This is a genomic window from Nitrosococcus halophilus Nc 4, from assembly GCF_000024725.1.
Classification (GTDB): domain Bacteria; phylum Pseudomonadota; class Gammaproteobacteria; order Nitrosococcales; family Nitrosococcaceae; genus Nitrosococcus; species Nitrosococcus halophilus.
Genome location: NC_013960.1, coordinates 1,856,147 through 1,874,414 on the forward strand (window position 1 = coordinate 1,856,147; position 18,268 = coordinate 1,874,414).

Genomic DNA, 18,268 nt, shown 5'->3' on the forward strand with positions numbered 1-18,268 from the left:
TTATTCCTCATTCCTCCAGCACAGAGCTTAATTGGCGACCTGTTTGTTAGTTTGTCCCGGCCTTAAAATACTCACTAGGCGATATTGTCACGGGTTTGGCATAGGGATATCCCATAATCACTGACTTTTTTTCCCAAAATAAGGGGGAGTTATTCTCATGATTCTATATTAAAGAGTTAAAATCCACGCATGTACTCTGTCACGGAGGTGAGTAACAAGACGACAAAGCATAGGCGGGGTGGTTTTTGGCCCTTCCGAAAAAAGAGGTTATAAGGGGGAACAACCTAAATTCGGCTTTTAGCCGCAAATGCACGCGAATAAACGCTTATAAAAAATGCCTTGAATGATTTTCTGGCGGGCGAACTCTTGCCTGTCTTTAAGCTATTTAAATATTTTATTCATAGGTGCTTGCTAATGATAGTTATTTTTATTTCATGGCCCGCAACAGTCCGGCAATGGTGGCTCCATTGTGGAGAGCGGCGGCGAAGAGCGGGGGAATCCAGCCCATAGCCCCCCCAAACATCACTAGGGAGTTGGCGCAAGCGGCCAACTGGATATTGCTTTGGATCAGCGCCAGCGTGGCAGTGCTCAGTTCCCGTGCCTGCACGACACTTTCCAGGGAATCCTGGGTTAATACCACATCGGCCATATACCGAGCGACATCCGCTCCCCCGGACATGGCAATCCCCACCTGTGCCGCCGCTAGCGCCGGTGCATCATTGACTCCATCCCCCACAAAGGCGACCTGATAGCCTCGCTGTTGAAGCGCCTGGACGATATGGGCCTTTTCCTCGGGGCTTGTCTCAGAGTAAATTTCGTCAAATCCCAACGCTTGGGCAAACGCCTCCGTCTTATTTTGGCGGGCGCCGGTAATCAGTATCAGGCGTTTTACCCCGCTAGCGCGTAGTTGTTGTAATACCTTGGGGGTTTCATCTCGATACCGCTCCCGCAGGGCAATCAAGCCAAATAATAATCCGTCCTGGGCCAGATACAACAAAAATTTACCCTGGGTTTCCAGTTTTTTAATGTCACTTTCCGCTTTCTGAAAACTCACGCCCTCATGTTCTTCCAAGTAATGGCGGCTGCCCACATAGACTCTCGCCCCTGCTATTTGGGTGTTGATCCCATGGGCCACAATGTGCTCAATCCCTAAATGATCGATGTGTCGTAAGTGACGGATTTTGGCCGCATCCACGACGGCTTCCGCCACCGGATGGTGGGTATGTTCTTCAATGGAGGCCGCCATGGCCAGCACGGTATTTTCATCAAAGCGTCGTGGGTAGAGGGCGATCACATCGGTGACTTCGAGAGTTCGGTGGGTGAGGGTGCCGGTCTTATCAAAGACAACAGTATCGGCATGGGCTAATGACTCCATGACCTGGCTGCCTTTGAAGAGCACCCCTTGTTGAGCGCCCCGGTGCATCCCCGAGCGAAAGGCCACCGGGGTGCCTAATTTTAGGATACAGGAATAATCCACTAAAAAGACGGCCATGAGGCGAGTAGGATCCCGGGTCAATAGGAACACGGTAGCGCCGATTCCCAGAGTGAGAGCCACCAGTCGGTCAGCCAGTTCCGACAGACTGTGCTGGGTCTGGGAGCGGGTTTGTAACGATTCCTGAATAAAACGGGTGATGCGGGCCGTGGTGGTTTGATCCCCCACTCGGGTCGCTTTGATTTTGGGATGGCCTTCTTCGATGACCATGCCGGACCAGACCGAGTCGCCGGGTTCGCAGCGCTGTGGAATCCCCTCGCCGGTGAGAGAGGCTGGATTGATCAAAGCCTGTCCCTCGACGACTTTCCCATCCACAGGAATAAATTCCCCCGGACCGAGGACTAACACATCACCCGCCAGGAGTTGCTCCGGGGCAAGCTGTGTTTCTTGTCCCTCCCGTTCCACCCATACTGGATTAAACTTCGGCCTGAGCAAGGGGCCCAGCAAGGCTTCCGATTCCCGTGATACCAATTGCTCCATATACTCTCCCAGGCTCAAGAACAATTGGGTGAGACAGGCCGTCACATATTCCCCCCTGGCTGCGGCCAACCCCACGGCGGTGGCATCCAGGACTTCGATTTTCACTCCCCGGGTGAATAAGGTGGTGATGCCCTTCAAGAGGGTTGGAGCAATGGAACAGTAGGTGAGCACGGTCTTTAAAAGAGAAGGCACAAAAGGGATCGCCAGCACCCCTAAGGCCCGCAGCCATACCCTGCTTTTGGCCACGGGAGGTAGCGGGCTCTCGTGGGACGTTGGGGCCAGGTCTTCCTGGGAAAGGGTCTTTAGCTTTTTGATTAAAGCCTGACGGGTCTTGGGATCTCCGTCATATTCAACCACCACACTATGGGCATAGTCATTGGCCCGGACTCGTTCTACCCCAGCGCTGGCTAACAAATAGCCTTCTAATGCCGCTCCCTCGCGGTGAGGCATCCCCAACTGGGGGACGCGGAAGCGTATCCTTTTGGGAAGTTCATGGACGATGAAGGGACTTTGGGCCACATCAGCAGGACCTTTAGCCGTTGCTATCGTTTCCCGTATTCCAGCGGGGTTCCTTTGCGTTGGGCATAGATGTAGGCTTCCAAAGCCCGCATCTCAGGTGAGTCGGGCGCCAGTTTGGTGTTGCTGCGCACTGGATTCTGGATGCACCAGTTGATCATATCCCGCAACATGGCCACTCGGCCAAGCTGAACCTGAAACTTGGGATAAGTTTCGGGATGGGTATTGGCGCCATCAGGATGGCACATGTCACAGGAGACTCCGATGGTGCTACCCAAACGCTCTGCACTGTGGAAGATGCGCGATCCCTCCACGGCCAGTTTATAGGTCTCATGTTCCCATAAAGCCACATCCTGTTCGGTAATTCTGCCGTAGCTCGACCCCTGGCCTTTACCGACAAGCTCCTGATTGTCGACGGGTTTAGTGACCTGGTGCTTGGCCAACTCTTCTGCCATCCAGTGGGGATATTCTGCTTGGCGTTGCCATTGGCCCATGGTCGCTCCTGTCACCTTTTGGGAGGCCATGGTTTCGCATTTCTTCTCGTTAGCATCTTCGGGTTTTTCCTCTCCCATCTGAGCGTAGCCATGATGAGAACCTCCACTGAACAAGACCCCCAGGGCGATGAGATCAATCATAGAACGAATGCGCATGTGATATCCTTTTGAAATCCTTAGTAGCTTACGAGATTGGGTTTCGGCGGTACAGCTTTCGTGCCGTTGCTGACGAGATAAGTACTCTTGACCTCCACCGGATTGCGATTCCACAAGTTATAGAGCTTGTCCACCAACCCCTCTGACTGGACCTGGACTGAGCCATCACCCAAAGCGTCATTGGGGTTAAAGGGATCCGCGCGATTCATCTGTACCGTTAACTCGGGTAACCCCTCCGGCGCATAGGGCCAAGGCCAGGCAGTGGATAGCATGCCATGGAAGTGGATATTGCCCATGCGGTGGGTGAGGAGCTGATGGGTATGACCGTGGATGACGGTGACTTGGTCGAAACGGCGTAGGAGGGCCTGCACTTCTTCGGCATCTTCAGTCCAGAAGTTCCAAGGACGATAGTATTTATAAAGGGGGGAGTGGGAGAACACGATCACCGGGGTATCGTTAGCATAGGATTCTAGATCCTGTTGGAGCCATTGACGTTGGCTCGCCCCCACTTGAAAACGACTCTGGAGGCCATTGTCGAGTCCGGCTACAGTTTTCATCCGCTCCATGGGAGTCATATTCCGCTCGGTCCAGAAGTCCTCTTCCAGGACGCTATTCAGAGTAACGAAATGCACGCCCTTATGGTCGAAGGAATAGTTCGGTTCTCCAAACAATTCCCGCCATTTTTCTCCCATGTCTAGGAACCAATCGTGTTCACCGACCATCATGCGGACGGGGGCCTTGAGCTCTTTTAGGATTTGGGCTCCCAGTTCCAGCTCCTCAGGCTGTCCCAGTTGGGCCAGATCACCTCCGTAGAGGACGAAATCCGGCTGAGGATCCAGATGGTTGACGTCGTCTACGGCCCGCAATAATTGCCGCACAAAGCGGTCATTGAGCTCTCGTTTATAAAGGTGGGAGTCAGAAATGTAGGCGAAGGTGAACCCCTCCTGACCACTACCGGTGTTTTCCGTAGCAGCCGCATTAGCGACCCGAACCGGCATAAAGCTATGAACATTAAACTCCACCCCCTTGGCTAGGGCGGCGGCCATAGCCGCCATGGAAATTTTTAGGAAAGTCCGTCGATCCAGATTTTGCAGTTCCTGGAATAGGGCCTCACGCTCTTGGTAATACTGGGTTTCGACACTCTTAAGTGTTATGAGCCGTTTCTTGCTCATTAGTCTTCCCCCTTCACCCGACGCTCAAATGGCAATACCCGGCGCGCTGCCATATCTTTGTCCCGGAAAGGACGGGCTTTCTTGGCCTGCTGGCGCTGTTCTGCAAAAATTGCTTGGTTTTGATCGGCAAAGCGCTCATCGGTCAGGGTAAACATCCATGCTACCAGGGCGTCGATTTCCTCTTCGCTCAAGGCTAGGGGTTCGATGCCGCCATCCAGAAAGGGATTGGGCTCACCTCCCTTGTTGTAGTGGTCCATGACATCCCATAAGGTTTGCATGGAGCCGTCATGCATATAAGGTGCGGTTAAAGCGATATTGCGCAGTTGCAGGGTTTTAAAGGCGCCAATATCACCCCGGTCTTTAGTGACCAAAAACCGGCCTAGTTCAGAGAGATCCGTTTCCAACGCTAGTTGATCCACGGTTTCTATTCCCCCTTCTTTTTCTAGGGCTTCCAATGCCCGACGGGCCAATTGCTCAAAATCCTGATAGCGGGCCGCCACGCCAATATTGTGAAAGCGGTTGTCCGTGCCGATGGGATTAGAGGGATTCATGTGGTGGCAACTTACACAGCGGGCCTTGCCATTAAAGAGGGCCCAGCCCCGTTTCGCCTCTTCTGAAATCGCTTTTTCCTCACCCGCCAGAAAACGATCGAAGGGGGCGCTAAGAAAGACCTGAGTTCGCTCAAAGGCCGCAATAGCGCGAGCGAGATCTTCATAGTTCGGCGCCGCCCCATAGGCGGCCTGGAATAGGTTTTGATATTCAGGATCACCGGCAATGGCAGCGAGTGCTTTTTGCTGATTAGGATGGGCCATCTCAATGGGGTTGACGATAGGCAACTTGGCTTGCTCTTCCAGACTCGGTACCCGGCCATCCAAGAATTGGGTTTGCATGAACATGGCGTTCATGGTGGTTGGTGCATTGCGTTGACCCAGTGCACCGCCGACCCCTTCCGAGACTCTCCGTTGGTCGGTAAAGCCTCGGCTCACATCGTGGCAAGTGGCACAGGCGACGGTTCCATCCCTGGAAAGGCGGGTATCAAAGAACAATTTCTTGCCCAGAGTTACCCGTTCGGGAGTCATGGCGTTATCTTGGGGGATGATAACTTCCTGCCAAAAGATGGGATCAACTTCCGGGGGGGGCTGGGTCACATCTCGATCCGCAAGGAGCTTATCGAAAATGGTGACTTGGACGTTCATGGGCAACGCGCCATGGGGGCCTCGTTCTTCAGTGCCGTTTCCTCGGGCGGGTTCCCCACTGACTAGAAGTAAGGTAGTCGTCAATAAGGCCAGACCCCCGGCGAGGGATGGGTTCCACTTCACAGAGTGCCTCCTGAACTGTATGGCTTTTATATTTAAGATTTAGTAGGGGATTAGCCTTTTGTCCAGATTTAAACGGGAAGTACTCTATGTTTATCCTGGCCAAAAACAATCATCTAGCATTTCATCCATTGACCAAGGACATTGAGCGGGAAAATCATTTTTCTCCTTATTGGTTTCACGGGCGGCCATCAACACTGCTCGCCGATAGATTTTTGGCAGCTTCTCATGGATGACAGGCCCGAGACTGGGACTCTCTTCAAGTCGATCCTGTACTCGTAGACGCTGCTCTTCAATTGTCAGCCGCCAGCTTTTACCTCGTCGTTCAGGCTGGTATTGCCACTTGAGCAAATGCGCCAGCAGCACTTCAAGACGGCTCTCGGTGGCCCGTCGCTCACTGGCCCCCATATCCTCAAGCTCCTCGATCAAGTCATTCACGTCTACCTCGCTCAGCTTTCCTTGGCGTAGCTTTTCGATGGTCTCTTGAGTCCAGGCGTAATAATCTTGGGTGGGATCTGTCATGTTCTTTCCTGGGCTTCTAAGCGGTCAACTGCCGTTTCTGGGATTATAGCCAACTCTTCTATCCCTGTTGTATCAGGGTGCCATAGAGTACTAAGGCAATGATCAGGAAGAGGAGTCCGAAGTTTCTCCAGCGCTGCAAGGCGGCTTCCAGGCGGGTGGGAGTCGTATGGAGATCTAACCTTCGGGGCAGGGTAAAAAGTTGAGACGGGAGGCGAGGGATCGGCTGAATGATCTGATGGGTCCAGCGGGCAAGGATTCTTAACCATCGTTCAATCAGAATCAAAATATCGCCGCTAGGAATAAACCACCTCCACTCAAGTCGGCGGCACAGTAAAGCTCCTAGGAGGAAGAGCGCAATGCCGAGGAGAATGGCTTCCCCGCCGCTTTTGATTGCGGAAAATTTGAGGGAGGCTGAGGCGGCTTGATCGGCATAAGGCCAAAGCCAAGTGGCAAGATCAACGGCAAGCAAAAGCCCTAGGGCAGGCAGCCACATCCCCAAGGGTAAGCGTCCTTTTAAGTCCTTGGGCCAAGTCAAGTCAATAAACCGGGCCATGAGTAGGGTAGTCCCAATACTGGAGGCCAACAGCAGGCCGGGCAACCCATCACTCCAGGGTGAGGGGGCTAGGTGACTGAGGGATTTTAAGGCTGTTTTGGCAATGGCCCCGCTGGTGAAAGGGGCGCCTGCTAAGGTAAGCGCCGGAAACAAGAGGGCCAAACCCACTAGGATCCCGCCGCCATGGCGAGCCAGCCCGACGCCTAGGAACAGTGCTCCCTTGGCCAGGGCATGGTGGAGGGCAAAGAGAGTGAGGGTGGTAAGTACCAGGGGCCACTGGGCCGGTGCCACGAGGCCCACCCCCACCCCCAGGGTGATGAGCCCCATTTGGCTGATGCTGGAATAGGCGAGGAGGGCCTTGGGTTCCCGTTGGGCCAGGCCCACCAGCACGCCGTAGAAAGCCGCAATAAGTCCTGCCACAATCAAACCGGTGCCCCAAGAGGGAAGCGGCATTTGGCCCAGGGGGAGGAACCGCAGCCAGCCTAGCAGGCCGGCATTGATCATGGCCCCCCCTAAGACCGCAGCCCCCGGCGTGGGGGTCGCCGCGTAGGCTGGGGGCAAAGAGAAATGGAGGGGGAGGAGTCCTAGCTTGATGCCAAAACCTATCAACAAAAGGGTCAGGACCACCGGGTCAGAACTCACCACTGGGGTTTGAACTATCTCTAGGGTATTCATCTCCACGGCCAGTAATATCATGGCCGAGAAGAGACAGGCCTCGCCGATGACCACCATGGATAAATAAACCCGTCCGGCCCGCCTCGCTTCCTGGTTCCCTGGGTGGATGACTAAGCCATAGGCGGCAATGCTCATGAGGGCGAATAGCAACAGAAAGCTCAGCATGTCTTGGGCCAGAATCAGCCCTAAATTGCCGGCCATAGTGAGGAGATAGAAAAAGAAGAACCGGTCCCGCTGGGGATCATTGGCCTGGTAACGAAGGCCATAAAGGCCGGCTAGCCACCACAGCAAAGCAGTAAAGGATAAAAAAGGGGTCCCCGTGGGATCTAAACCAAAGTGTGCCCCTAAAAGCAACCAGGGCACTTTGAGGTCCACACCCGCAGGTAGCCAGAAACTTGCTGCCAGTGCCGGGAGGGCTGCCCAAGGAGTGAGCCGAGTGATCACAGGGCGCAAAGCAGGCACTGACCAGGTAAGGGCCAGGGCCAAAGGCAGAATCAGGGCCAAGGGTAGCAGCAGGCTCATAAAGGGTAACGGTGGTATTCTCGCTCGGCAATAAGGCGGGCCCACTCGGCGGGGCTAAAGGGGGCATGGGCCAGAAGGCCGGCAGCCAGGACCATGGCCGCGGTGACCAGTGGCGGCAGGAGCAGCATCCAAGAGGTTTCGAAACGACCGTGGGAAACCTCTTCGGGCCAAGGGTTTTTCTGGGGCTTGAACCAGGCGATATAAAGAATGGGCAGAAAATAGGCGGCATTCAAGACGCTGCTAAGGGCCAAAATCACTAATACCCAAGGGTCTCCCGCCAAGACGGCCCCGTTACCCAGATACCATTTGCTGATAAAGCCGGCCAAGGGTGGGACGCCAATCATCCCTAAGGCGCCGAGAGTAAAGGCAGTCATGGTCCAGGGCATGCGTCGCCCAACGCCTGCCATTTCGCTGATACGATGGATTCCCAGGGTTTCGGCCAGATTCCCGGCACAAAAAAACAGGGTGATTTTCATCAGTCCCTGATGTACCAGGTGGGACATGGCCCCGATGGTGGCCACTGGATTTAAGATAGCAGCGCCGAGGGCAATATAAGAGACTTGACTGATGGTGGAATAGGCCAACCGGCGTTTGAGATCATCCTGGAACAGGGCCCGCACCGAGCCATAGACAATGGTAAAGGAAGCCACCCAAGCCAGGGGTGTTGCCAGGCCCAAACTGGCCACGAATTCAATCCCAAAGACATTGTCCACTATCCGGACAATGCCGAAGACGCCTGCTTTCACCACTGCAACCGCGTGCAGGAGAGCGCTAACCGGCGCTGGTGCCACCATAGCGTGGGGGAGCCAACCATGCAAAGGCACCAGGGCTGCTTTGACTCCCACCCCAGCGATAAGTAAAGCAAAGATGATGGTCAGCGTTTGGGGGTCCACGGGAGGAGCATTTACCAGCAGTCCCCCCTGAATGAAGTTAAGCGGCCCCACCAGGGTTCGGAGCCAGGCCATGCCGACCAAAAAGAACACGCCACCGGCTAAGGTGTAGCCTAGATAGATCTTGCCAGCACGCAGGGCCTCTTTCGTCCCCCGGTGGATCACTAGAGGATAGGTGGAGAGGGTCAGCATTTCGTAAAAAATAAAAAAGGTCATCAGGTTGCCGGCGAGGGCAATGCCTACACTGGCGCTGACACAAAGGCTAAAAAAGCCAAAAAAACGGCTCCGATGGGGCGATCCTTCCAGATAGCCTACGGCATAGAGGGTAGTAAAAAACCACAAGACTGAAGAAAGGGCCACAAATAGTACCGACAGGGTATCGGCCCGAAGCAACAGATCTATTTCTGGCAATAGGGACAGTCGGGTCTCATAGTGTTGTTGGTGGAAGACGCCCCAGATTAAAAAGGCCACTAGGAGCAATTTGAGGGTAGCTGCCGCCATGTTGAGGGTAGTGCGCGCCCTATGGGCGTACTGGGGGAGGAAAAAAATCACGATCCCAGGCACCAGGGAGCTTAGCAGGATAAGCAGCGGTAGCCAGAAGCTCCAATTCACAGCAATAGCTCCTTATCAGGCACCGGGGCGCCGATCCCGATGAGAGTCAGGGGCGTCTGGGCGATGAGACCGAGGACGACGGCCATTAAGGCCAGCAGGAGGGCTGACCATTCCATAAACCAAGGTACGGGACGGTAATTGGCTGTACTGGGGACTTGGGCGAAGGCGCGGGCCAATACCCGAAAGACATAACCGGCGGCGAGCAAACCGCCGAGCACAATAATGAAGGCCCACCCCCATTGGTCGCTGGCAATAGCCGCGGTAAGCAAAGACCATTTGGCCAGGAAACCGCCGCTGGGCGGCAGCCCCATGAGGCTTACTCCCGCCAGCCCAAAGGCAAAGAGGGTCACGGGCAAGTGCTGGCTGATGCCGTCTAAGTCTTGGATGCGATCGTGTCGCAGGGCATACAGCACGGTGCCGGCGGCTAAAAACATGCCCCCTTTAGCAAGGCCATGGGCTAGGGCGTGATAAAGGCTACCGCTCCAAGCGGTGAAGGCAGTGGCCGTCTCTTGGGTCAAGGGAAAAACCAGAAACAGATAACCTAACTGAGCCACGGTGGAGTAAGCCACAAGGAGCTTGAGGCGCTGTGTCTGCAGGGCCTGGAGAGAACCCCAAAGGATGGCGAAGGCACCCAACAGCCCTAACAGATTGGCGGCTGCTGCGGTGGTAGTCTCCGGAAAAACGGTAAACCACAGTCGTAGCAAGAGATAAAAGGTGGCTTTGACCACCAACGCCGAGAGGACGCTGCTAACGGGCGTAGGCGCATTAGCATGGGCCGGAGGCAGCCAGAAATGGAGGGGGAAAAGGGCCGTTTTCAATAACAAGCCCACACCCATCATTGTAAGGGCTGCCCCCGGTAAGGGCCCGGCCTGAATGAGCTGCCCCAGGGAAACCATATCCACCGTATGGTAGCCGGCATAGAGCAAACCCACGCCTAGTAGATAAAACAGGGACCCTAGGAGGCTGACCAGCAGATAACGGATGGCGGCGCCTAGGGCTGCTGCCTGCCCTGAAAGGCCCACCAGGGCAACAGAGGCTAAGCCGATTAACTCCAAGGTGACATAGGCATTAAAGACATCGGCGGTGAGAAAAAGGCCATTGAGGGCGGCCCATAGAAACAGCCATAGGGGCCAGAAATAATCCCGTTCATGGGCATGATGGGGATCTTCCTTCGAGCCAAAATAACCTACCCCATAGAGGCTGGTAAAAACTCCCACCGAAGCCGCCAGAAGGAGCATGAGTGCGCTCAAGCCATCTATATAGAACTCAATGCCGAGGGGCGCTCCCCAACCACCGATAGGGTAACGCTGGGGGCCCTCTGCGAGCACTTGTTGAGTGAGGGCAATCCCCAATAACAGCACACCCATAGCGGTCACTAGGCCAATCAGGCTTTTGTAGCGGGGCACGGTGAAGGCAAGGAGCGCCCCTACCAGGGGCAGAACCATGATCCAGGCTGGCCAGTGGGCGCTGAAATTAGGGGTTTCCATCAAGACCCAAAGGACATGAAGGTGAAGGAATCTCGCTCATTTGGGAAAAGCTGAAGGAAATGAGTATCTCTAATGAAGCAATCCATTCTAATCCATTTAAGTTTTTGATTTTTTTGTGCTCTTTGTGCCTTTGTGGTGATTTTATAAATCGTTCGGGCTAAGGGTTCATTCCGAGGGGGACTCATCCTCAAGTTCTGCCCGGCCAGTGATGGCTTTAAATCGGGTGGCAAGAGCCAGCCCTAGCAACATGGAAGCCGAGGCGACTACAATTCCGGTAAGTACCATCGCTTGAGGAACGGGATCGGGCATCCCTTCGGGGGTGCGGGAGGCAGCCGCCACATAGACCAAAAAAACCCCGCTGGCCATGATGTTGAAGGCCAGAATTTTGCGCAGCAGATGAGGGTAGGCCAAGAGGGCGTATAGGCCGATGATAAACAGCCCAATTCCAGTCAAGATATAGAGTAAAACGGGCGTTAGCATCATGGCTTTTTTCCTTTGCGTGGTCGGCCACCGGCAAAAAGGGCAGCCAGGATAACGCCAATGGAAAGGGCGGCGGGAAATTCCAGCCACAAAATTTTGGTTTTCATCCACTCAGGAGGGGTTTCCAAGAGGGGGCCTCCGGCAACAAGGGGGATGATGGCCACGGTGAGGAAGATGGCGATGCCTAATGCAGCCGCAAAACGTAGCCAGATCCTCAAGGGGAATAGGATTTCATGGAGGTTAGAGAGGATGAGGAGTACGCCGATAGTCCCCAGCAGAGCCCCGCCCTGAAAAGCACCGCCGGCAGCGCTTCCCCCGGCCCAGACCAGATAAAGGGAGGCGAGGGTAATCAGAGGAATCACCAACCGCAGAAAATCGAGCAGGATAGGATCAGACGGTTTCCTGGGAGGGGGGAGGAAAGCTTCTCCTAGGGACCAGACCCCGATCAGGGCAAGGAGCAAGACGGTAAGTTCCAGCAAGGTGTCGTAATCACGAAATATCAGCAATACCGCCGTCACCGGATTGATTGCCCCGCCGGGTTCTTTGGCGGCGAGGACCATGGGCTCCAGGCCCGGTGTGACGGGGGCGAGTTCCATGATTCCCCCTACCAGGATAGCCATGAGGATCGATAGCAACGAAAATAACAGGGCCCGATAGGGGTCTATCCCCGTTTCAATTGACGATCTAGGCTTCGGGGTCATGGTGAAGTTCTGAGTCCCTTTGCTGGGGTTGTCGCTCGCCCATTCGGCGCAAGGTGACCAGCAAGGCGGTGCCTGACAGACCCGCGCCGATAACCGCCTCCGCTAGGGCGATATCAATAGCGGCCAGCCGAACCCAGACCAATGCCATGATGAGGCCAAAGGCGATAAACAACACGATGGCCCGGAACAGATCCGGATGGGTGAGCAATTGCCAAGCCAGCCAGAGCAGGGTGAGTGCCAGCAGTCCATCAATGCTCCACTGCAAGAAGCTCATGGTTTGCTCCTGGGCTGGATACCTCGGTTTAATGCGGCTCGCGCAATGAGAAAGCTGGTGGTGGCGCTAGAGGCGATTACCAATAGCCAAATTAAAATCAATTTGAGCGCGCCAGTTAAAGTTTCAGCCTGTAGTACCAGACCGGCGATGACCAGCCCAAGGCCCAGGTTATCCGCTTTGGTGAGGGCATGGAGGCGGCTATAGATGTCGGGAAACCGCAACAAACCAATCGTGCCCACGACAAAAAAGAGGACCCCAGATAGGATAAAGGTAGCGCCTAGCCAATGGCTGAGGGACATCAGGCTAGTCATGGGTTTCGGGTTCTATACCCCAGATACGTTGCACGAAGGCGATGCCGGCGATGGCTGCCAGGAGAGCAAAAACTAAAGCCACGTCCTGCAAAGCAGGGGTATCCGTTGCTTCGCCCAATAGCAGTAAAATAGCCACGCTGGTGGTGCCAAAAAGTTGTGCTGTGAGCATCCGGTCCGCCGCCGTAGGCCCTCGCACTATCCGGATGAGGCCTACCATGATGGTGACTATTAGAATTTCACTAAGAACCAACTCCAAATCAAATAGTGCCATTCCCATTCCCGGTGTTCTCGTTCGTCTCGATATTAGTGTGCTTTAAACGGAACAGGGTTGCAATGCGGGTTTCAAGGGTCTGGACTTCGTCGATAATCGGCGCCTGGGTGTCTAAGACATGGAGAGTGAGGCGATGGCGATGGATGCGTGCCACTAGGGTACCGGGCAACAGATTGATGGTATAGACAAGCAGGGTGCGAGCGGGAGTCTCCGGGGGGAGTTGGGTTGAAAATTCCACCAGGCCAGGGTTGAGGGGTAACCGCGGCTGGAGTACCCGTTTCGCCACATCGATGCCAGCGCGCAGTGATTGACACAAAAAAAAGAGGATAAAACGTAGTAAACTAAAATAATTTAAACGGAAAAATTTTCTACGGGAAAGCTGTAGGCTGACATAGGTCGTTGCTAAGACAGCAGGTATTCCCACTCCCCAGGAGGTGGGATCGCCGCCAGTTAGGATCCACCATAGCCCGGCGAAGAGTAAAATTCGCCCGAGGACGGGGAACAAGAAGGCTTGATCGCGTTTACTTTGCGAGTGTAGTTTCACTAGTTATCCAGTAGTCACCATGGGGTTGTGAAGGGGGTGTTTTTATTTACCAATCCTCCGCCCAAAGCCCCTTCCTTCAGGGAGGGGATGTAGGGCGGTTCTGTTCGTGTACAATGTTCTTTGTTGGTTGTGCTGTTGTTGCACATCTCCTCCTGTCTAGCTTTAAGCGGGGGCAGGGTTGAAGTAAGGTGTTTTTCAGAGACATCCCGCTCGGGCATGGGCGTCCGCACTAGGGAATCCTCTTCCTTAAAGGGAGAGGTGGATGTCAAGAGGCCCATCTTCCAGGTGCCCTTTATTTTGAATGTATTCAAAGATAAGTTAAGCATGGTCTATGATTAACAACAAGATGGGTAATGATTTATGGCACATCCTCCTCTCTGGCCGTAGCGTGGTCAATTTCCAGTTTGCGGCTCCCCAATTCTCGACTTCTCGCTTAGGTTAGCTTTTAAGCAGAGATCTACCCAATAATATTTAACAGGCAGGTCAACTGGCATGAAACAAATTAAGAGCATCCTTTTAGCCCTGGACGGCAAATATCACCGGCAGGCATTGATAGCCCAGGTGGCAGCGGTGGCTGGAGAGGGTGGTGCCCAGGCAACTTTATTGAGCGTTTTGGAATCGCCGCCAAGCAAGCAGGAGGTGGGAATAGAACCGTCGGAACTCCAGCGGCTGATGACCGAAGATCGAGTGGAGCAGTTAAAGGATATCGCCTCGGAACTTGAAAAGCATGGCCTTCAAGTCACTGTCAAGGTCTCCCAAGGGAAGGCCTTTATGGAAATCATTCGGGAAGCTTTGAAAGGAAATTATGATCTGGTCATGAAGCCCGCGGAGAGCGAGTCTACCACCAGGAGCATTTTGTTTGGCAGCACGGATATGCAGCTTTTGCGGATGTGTCCCTCTCCGATGTGGGTCATTAAACCGACTCACCATACGCAAATGGGCAAAATTATGATTGCCGTAGATTTGCTTCCTTTTGATGAAGAAAAAAGCGCGCTTGCTGACAAAGTGATTCAATGGGGGAAAGTGATTGCTCATTTGGCGAATGCCGAGCTTCACGTGCTTCATGTCTGGGAACTCTATGGGGAAACGACTTTGCGAGGAAGAACGGTTTTGGCGGATACCGTCGATAACCTGGTGCGAGAAGAGGAGCGGCGGCATCGCCAATGGCTGGATGAAGCACTTTCAAGAAATGGGGTAGAGCAGAAACAAGTGCAGATACATTTTTATAAAGGTGAGGCGAAAAAATTAATCCCTACCGTAGCCAATAGAACGGACAGTGATCTATTGATCATGGGGACTGTTGGGCGAACCGGGATACCGGGCTTTTTTATTGGCAATACCGCTGATTCGGTGCTTCACCAAGTGGACTGTTCAATTCTTGCCATCAAGCCGGACGGCTTTGTGACACCAGTGAAGGTCGATCGTTAACTCTGTCCTGAAAGACGGGTAAGCCCTACTTTTTAATTTTTTCGAAGAAGCGTTTTCCCTCGGCTTGAAAGCCGAGGCTTGCGTGGCTGTGTTAAAAAGCAGGTAAATAAAGAAGCTACAAACTCTCGTGGATAGGCACCAAGAGTACAAATTTATTAAAGAGTTTCTGCGGCTTTCACACAAAAAGCGAATTTATTTTGCAATACGAATCTTGGCGCAATTGGATGAAACCAATTTTTGGTTTCTGTATCGTCAAGAGCTGCGATCGGATCTTTTACTCAGATTCATGGCGCGGGAAATCCAAATGAACAAGAGAGGTTTGGGTAGGAAAGGCTCGGATAGGCCAAAGGTATTACGTAGAAGGAGTACAAGGAAGTGCGACGCCCCCCTAGCGAGAGTGCGCAGCGCAGCGGAGCATCGAGCGCGAGGGCCGCATTACTTGCTGTCGTCGCCGTATTTGGTTCAGACAGCCGAAAGACTGTAGTCATAACCATCTCCCCTCTGTATTAGTTTGAAATTTATCCAGTTGGCCGAGATCTTCCCGGCCTTGGCTTTCACATCAAAGGTGCCGCTAGCCCGAATGCTGGCCAGTATCCCAACATGATCGCCAGCGTACTTGCCTTGGGGTTGCGAGAGCCTGACGAGATCACCCGTTTGAAATCCCTTTACTCGCCTACACCGCCCCGCCTTGCCGCGAGGAAAGCCATATTTGTCGGTTCTGACGACTTGCCTTGTTCCGCGCCCCGTGGCTTTGATATGTAGCGCCCGATAACCTTCAGTTATTGTCACTTGCTCAGCGCTTTCGCCAACACATGCCGCGTCTATCCAATGGTCTTTGGTATAGCCTTGGCTGATCCTGTTTTTCTTGGTGCGCCCACCAGACCAAAAAGAAGTCGGCAATCCCACTGACTGAATAGTGCACCCGATGGCGTAGCGGGTAGCATTGACCGCCGCTGCATCTTTTAGAGGCAGCTTGGATTTGGACTGGATCTGGGTATACCCAAACTCGGCCGCCGTTTTGCTGTTCTTTTTTTTGTTGCAGGGCGCGCGGGCCAGGGTTAAATTAGATACCCGATTACTACCCCCCCTCGATCTCGGTATAATATGCTCAACCTCTAGCGGGATATCTTTCTTATTGCAATAAGCGCACTTCCTGTCCCACTTCTCTAGCAGATATTCGCGCACCTCATACCCCATCAACTCGCCCTGCTGATACTCAACGCCGTTAATTTCAGGGTTCTGAATTTTTTGAGTATCAAAGCGCACAGTTTCGATATGACATTCTGAAATGGGAACTCTATCTAGCAGACGATTAAACCAGCTCGAAACGTTTTCAACCCGCGAGTTTAGCGATGGCGGCAGCCAACCCTTCGGTTTTGTTCTGTTTAGAAATCGTGGCGCACGATAGCGGGTCTTTCTGCCTCTACGACCTCGGCGCAAACTACGACGACTAGCCAGCCGCTCACGGATGGCGTACCCGCGATGGGTAAGATTGGCGGCCCATAACACCACGCGCCCCTGTTGAGGAAAATTCCCAACTAAAGCCAGCCCGGTTATTTTGCTGCCCGGATCAACCTTAAATTCAACCGGCTGCGGGTTGGGATCAACCCTATATTTCAGGATGATCGTAAATGGCTGCATCCGATAAACCGCGGCCTTCCCGTCTCGCAACAGCCGTCTTGCCCTTGCTGGGCTGCATGGCATCAACGGTTTTCTATCAGTGTCTAATACAAAAACTCTATTCATTAGCTTTCGCTACTCTAAAAGTTAGGGTTCTCTCGCCAATGTTTGAAGGGTCGTTCAGTCTCGGCATTCGCTCCTGTGTCGCTCCGTAGTTCATTGCCTTTGACCTCAGTGCCTGGGGCTGAGAAATGCACCCCAGGGTGAGTCGCTTTCGCTTCAACTTCAAACGTAGCCCCGAAGGGCTGAGGCTGGTTGAGCCAACCAACTCATTCGGAAAGTTCAGGACGAACTTGGAGAATGAGTTAGGCGACGACTCAACTAATCAGTCCGCTCCCTGATTCTGGGTTACCATACGCCGGATTTTCCGTACCCCCAGGGCGACTAGTAGGGCCACCACCGGGATTGAAATACCGATGGCCAAATCAGGGTTGATAGGTAAATGAGCCGCTTTGGCTGCTTTGGCAAGGTAACCTACCAGGCCCACCACATAATAAGTGATTGCCGCTACTGAAAGACCTTCCACCGTTTCTTGCAAGTGGAGCTGGAGCTTGGCCCGTTTTGCCATGGAAGAGAGAACCTGCTGATTCTGGTGCTCAAGGGAAATATTGACTCGGGTGCGTAATAACTCACTCGCCCGGCCGATACGCCGGGATAGATTTTCCTGTAGCCGGAGCACCGTCTCACAGGTATGCATTGCCGGCCCCATGCGCCGCTCGCAGAATTCTTTAAAGGTCTGCATTCCTTGGGCTCGCAACTCACGCAATTCACTAATGCGCCGCTGCACCAGCTCATAGTAAGCCTGAGCGGCGGTGATGCGATACTGGATGGAAGAGGCCATGCTTTCGGTGGTCGCCGCTAACTTCGTCAGCTGATCCAGAAGCGCTGGTTCTTCCTCGGTGGTGGCCGAGGCGATGGCTTCGGTAATCTTGGCTAATTCTTGCTCAGCGCGCCCCAACTTCGGCATGGTTCTGCGCGCCAGTGGGTAGGTGGGCAGTGCTTGCATGAGATAGGACTCAATTTCCAGCAACCGTTGTACCATCCGCCCGGCCTGACGTGGGGTGAGGCTAATGTCTTTGATGATAAATCGGCTAAAGCCGTCCCCATGGATACGAAAGTCGGCGTAAGCAATGGCCGCCCCTTCGCCGGTGCGGGCGCCGGTGAGCACATTACCCTCAAATAGATCTGCCAGCTCATCAGGACTGCGTGGTTTTTCGGGCATGGGATAGATGGCCAGGTGGGCAGCGACTAGGGTTTGTCCTGGTAACCCTGCTAGCCAGTCTTGGGGCACGCTTTCGATGACGGTGTTGGCGAAGGGTTCCTGGAAGGGGCCGCGCCGAAAAAAAGTGTAGCTGGTGAATTCCGTATGCTTCTGCCATTTGAGGCGAAATGGACCCAGATCGATGCGAAAGTGATTGCTTTTTGGAACTAGGATGGGGTGGCCAAAGCGGGCGCAAATCTCGGCGAGTTTTTCCCGTTCCAGCCCTTCCCTTCCAGGATCCGAGGTAAGCACAAGGTGTGATACTTGCTCCGGGGGAACGAGTGATTCTGGCGGCCGGGCGTGCAGTTCGTTGTTGAGTAACCACCGTTGAGGATGATCGGCAGGTATCGTCATAAGTCTAGGTTTGGGCTTGCTTCTGGTGAGGTAAAACTTCTGATTTTACCGAATTTTGGTCATTGATTATGTTCAAA

The 18,268-nt window shown here is 53.8% G+C and carries 18 protein-coding genes; 1 reads left to right on the top strand and 17 read right to left on the bottom strand.

The genetic code is table 11. The annotated features are described in order from the left end of the window. Nucleotides 1-427: 427 nt before the first annotated feature. From NHAL_RS08760 to NHAL_RS21055, 15 genes are all read right to left on the bottom strand, one after another. Nucleotides 428-2,491, bottom strand: a complete 2,064-nt coding sequence (locus tag NHAL_RS08760) for a heavy metal translocating P-type ATPase (protein WP_013032814.1) — start codon at nt 2,489-2,491, stop codon at nt 428-430. Between the two features lie 23 nt (nt 2,492-2,514). Next, nucleotides 2,515-3,138 (bottom strand): c-type cytochrome, encoded by a 624-nt coding sequence (locus NHAL_RS21550; protein WP_013032815.1) that lies wholly within the window; start codon nt 3,136-3,138, stop codon nt 2,515-2,517. Between the two features lie 20 nt (nt 3,139-3,158). After that, nucleotides 3,159-4,310, bottom strand: coding sequence for a metallophosphoesterase family protein (locus NHAL_RS08770; protein WP_013032816.1), 1,152 nt, complete (start codon nt 4,308-4,310; stop codon nt 3,159-3,161). Next, nucleotides 4,310-5,629 carry a cytochrome-c peroxidase gene (locus NHAL_RS08775; protein ID WP_013032817.1) on the bottom strand — a complete coding sequence of 440 codons (1,320 nt, stop codon included), beginning with the start codon at nt 5,627-5,629 and terminating at the stop codon, nt 4,310-4,312. The genes NHAL_RS08770 and NHAL_RS08775 overlap by 1 nt, the downstream gene beginning before the upstream one ends. Before the next feature lie 90 nt (nt 5,630-5,719). Beyond that, nucleotides 5,720-6,148, bottom strand: a complete 429-nt coding sequence (locus NHAL_RS08780; RefSeq protein WP_013032818.1) for a DUF29 domain-containing protein — start codon at nt 6,146-6,148, stop codon at nt 5,720-5,722. A 58-nt stretch (nt 6,149-6,206) separates the two neighbouring features. Then, a complete protein-coding gene (locus NHAL_RS08785; RefSeq protein WP_013032819.1) occupies nt 6,207-7,898 on the bottom strand; it encodes a complex I subunit 5 family protein in 1,692 nt (563 codons plus the stop codon). Then, nucleotides 7,895-9,400, bottom strand: a complete 1,506-nt coding sequence (locus NHAL_RS08790) for a complex I subunit 5 family protein (protein ID WP_013032820.1) — start codon at nt 9,398-9,400, stop codon at nt 7,895-7,897. Before NHAL_RS08790 ends, NHAL_RS08785 begins: the two co-directional genes overlap by 4 nt. Next, entirely contained in the window at nt 9,397-10,887 is a 1,491-nt protein-coding gene (locus NHAL_RS08795; protein WP_013032821.1) for a complex I subunit 5 family protein, read from the bottom strand. Before NHAL_RS08795 ends, NHAL_RS08790 begins: the two co-directional genes overlap by 4 nt. 165 nt (nt 10,888-11,052) lie before the next feature. After that, a complete protein-coding gene (locus NHAL_RS08800) occupies nt 11,053-11,370 on the bottom strand; it encodes a Na+/H+ antiporter subunit C (protein ID WP_013032822.1) in 318 nt (105 codons plus the stop codon). Then, a complete protein-coding gene (locus tag NHAL_RS08805; protein WP_013032823.1) occupies nt 11,367-12,068 on the bottom strand; it encodes an MnhB domain-containing protein in 702 nt (233 codons plus the stop codon). The genes NHAL_RS08800 and NHAL_RS08805 overlap by 4 nt, the downstream gene beginning before the upstream one ends. Further along, nucleotides 12,052-12,342: a Na(+)/H(+) antiporter subunit B gene (locus NHAL_RS08810; protein ID WP_013032824.1), complete on the bottom strand. Its 291-nt coding sequence runs from the start codon at nt 12,340-12,342 to the stop codon at nt 12,052-12,054. Before NHAL_RS08810 ends, NHAL_RS08805 begins: the two co-directional genes overlap by 17 nt. After that, nucleotides 12,339-12,653 (bottom strand): monovalent cation/H(+) antiporter subunit G, encoded by a 315-nt coding sequence (gene mnhG, locus NHAL_RS08815; protein WP_013032825.1) that lies wholly within the window; start codon nt 12,651-12,653, stop codon nt 12,339-12,341. The genes NHAL_RS08810 and mnhG overlap by 4 nt, the downstream gene beginning before the upstream one ends. Beyond that, complete coding sequence (locus NHAL_RS08820; protein ID WP_013032826.1) at nt 12,646-12,924, bottom strand: MrpF/PhaF family protein; 279 nt, start codon at nt 12,922-12,924, stop codon at nt 12,646-12,648. The genes mnhG and NHAL_RS08820 overlap by 8 nt, the downstream gene beginning before the upstream one ends. After that, nucleotides 12,911-13,468: a Na+/H+ antiporter subunit E gene (locus NHAL_RS08825; protein WP_013032827.1), complete on the bottom strand. Its 558-nt coding sequence runs from the start codon at nt 13,466-13,468 to the stop codon at nt 12,911-12,913. Before NHAL_RS08825 ends, NHAL_RS08820 begins: the two co-directional genes overlap by 14 nt. A 14-nt stretch (nt 13,469-13,482) precedes the next feature. Continuing rightward, nucleotides 13,483-13,746: a hypothetical protein gene (locus tag NHAL_RS21055; protein WP_013032828.1), complete on the bottom strand. Its 264-nt coding sequence runs from the start codon at nt 13,744-13,746 to the stop codon at nt 13,483-13,485. A gap of 214 nt (nt 13,747-13,960) precedes the next feature. Between NHAL_RS21055 and NHAL_RS08830 the strand changes: the two genes are divergently transcribed. Further along, nucleotides 13,961-14,896 carry a universal stress protein gene (locus NHAL_RS08830; RefSeq protein WP_013032829.1) on the top strand — a complete coding sequence of 312 codons (936 nt, stop codon included), beginning with the start codon at nt 13,961-13,963 and terminating at the stop codon, nt 14,894-14,896. A gap of 462 nt (nt 14,897-15,358) precedes the next feature. On the opposite strand, the gene iscB is transcribed toward NHAL_RS08830, so the two are convergent. Both iscB and NHAL_RS08845 read right to left on the bottom strand, forming a co-directional pair. Next, nucleotides 15,359-16,642, bottom strand: coding sequence for an RNA-guided endonuclease IscB (gene iscB, locus NHAL_RS08840; RefSeq protein ID WP_013032830.1), 1,284 nt, complete (start codon nt 16,640-16,642; stop codon nt 15,359-15,361). Between the two features lie 259 nt (nt 16,643-16,901). Continuing rightward, nucleotides 16,902-18,191 (bottom strand): DUF3422 family protein, encoded by a 1,290-nt coding sequence (locus NHAL_RS08845; RefSeq protein ID WP_013032831.1) that lies wholly within the window; start codon nt 18,189-18,191, stop codon nt 16,902-16,904. Nucleotides 18,192-18,268 lie beyond the last annotated feature (77 nt).

Excerpts from the sequence above, each read along its gene's own strand:
- NHAL_RS21550 (WP_013032815.1), bottom strand. The coding sequence starts at position 3,138 with ATGCGCATTCGTTCTATGATTGATCTCATCGCCCTGGGGGTCTTGTTC.
- NHAL_RS08770 (WP_013032816.1), bottom strand. The coding sequence starts at position 4,310 with ATGAGCAAGAAACGGCTCATAACACTTAAGAGTGTCGAAACCCAGTAT.
- NHAL_RS08780 (WP_013032818.1), bottom strand. The coding sequence starts at position 6,148 with ATGACAGATCCCACCCAAGATTATTACGCCTGGACTCAAGAGACCATC.
- NHAL_RS08785 (WP_013032819.1), bottom strand. The coding sequence starts at position 7,898 with ATGAGCCTGCTGCTACCCTTGGCCCTGATTCTGCCTTTGGCCCTGGCC.
- NHAL_RS08795 (WP_013032821.1), bottom strand. The coding sequence starts at position 10,887 with ATGGAAACCCCTAATTTCAGCGCCCACTGGCCAGCCTGGATCATGGTT.
- NHAL_RS08800 (WP_013032822.1), bottom strand. The coding sequence starts at position 11,370 with ATGATGCTAACGCCCGTTTTACTCTATATCTTGACTGGAATTGGGCTG.
- NHAL_RS08805 (WP_013032823.1), bottom strand. The coding sequence starts at position 12,068 with ATGACCCCGAAGCCTAGATCGTCAATTGAAACGGGGATAGACCCCTAT.
- NHAL_RS08810 (WP_013032824.1), bottom strand. The coding sequence starts at position 12,342 with ATGAGCTTCTTGCAGTGGAGCATTGATGGACTGCTGGCACTCACCCTG.
- mnhG (WP_013032825.1), bottom strand. The coding sequence starts at position 12,653 with ATGACTAGCCTGATGTCCCTCAGCCATTGGCTAGGCGCTACCTTTATC.
- NHAL_RS08820 (WP_013032826.1), bottom strand. The coding sequence starts at position 12,924 with ATGGCACTATTTGATTTGGAGTTGGTTCTTAGTGAAATTCTAATAGTC.
- NHAL_RS21055 (WP_013032828.1), bottom strand. The coding sequence starts at position 13,746 with ATGGGCCTCTTGACATCCACCTCTCCCTTTAAGGAAGAGGATTCCCTA.
- NHAL_RS08830 (WP_013032829.1), top strand. The coding sequence starts at position 13,961 with ATGAAACAAATTAAGAGCATCCTTTTAGCCCTGGACGGCAAATATCAC.
- iscB (WP_013032830.1), bottom strand. The coding sequence starts at position 16,642 with ATGAATAGAGTTTTTGTATTAGACACTGATAGAAAACCGTTGATGCCA.
- NHAL_RS08845 (WP_013032831.1), bottom strand. The coding sequence starts at position 18,191 with ATGACGATACCTGCCGATCATCCTCAACGGTGGTTACTCAACAACGAA.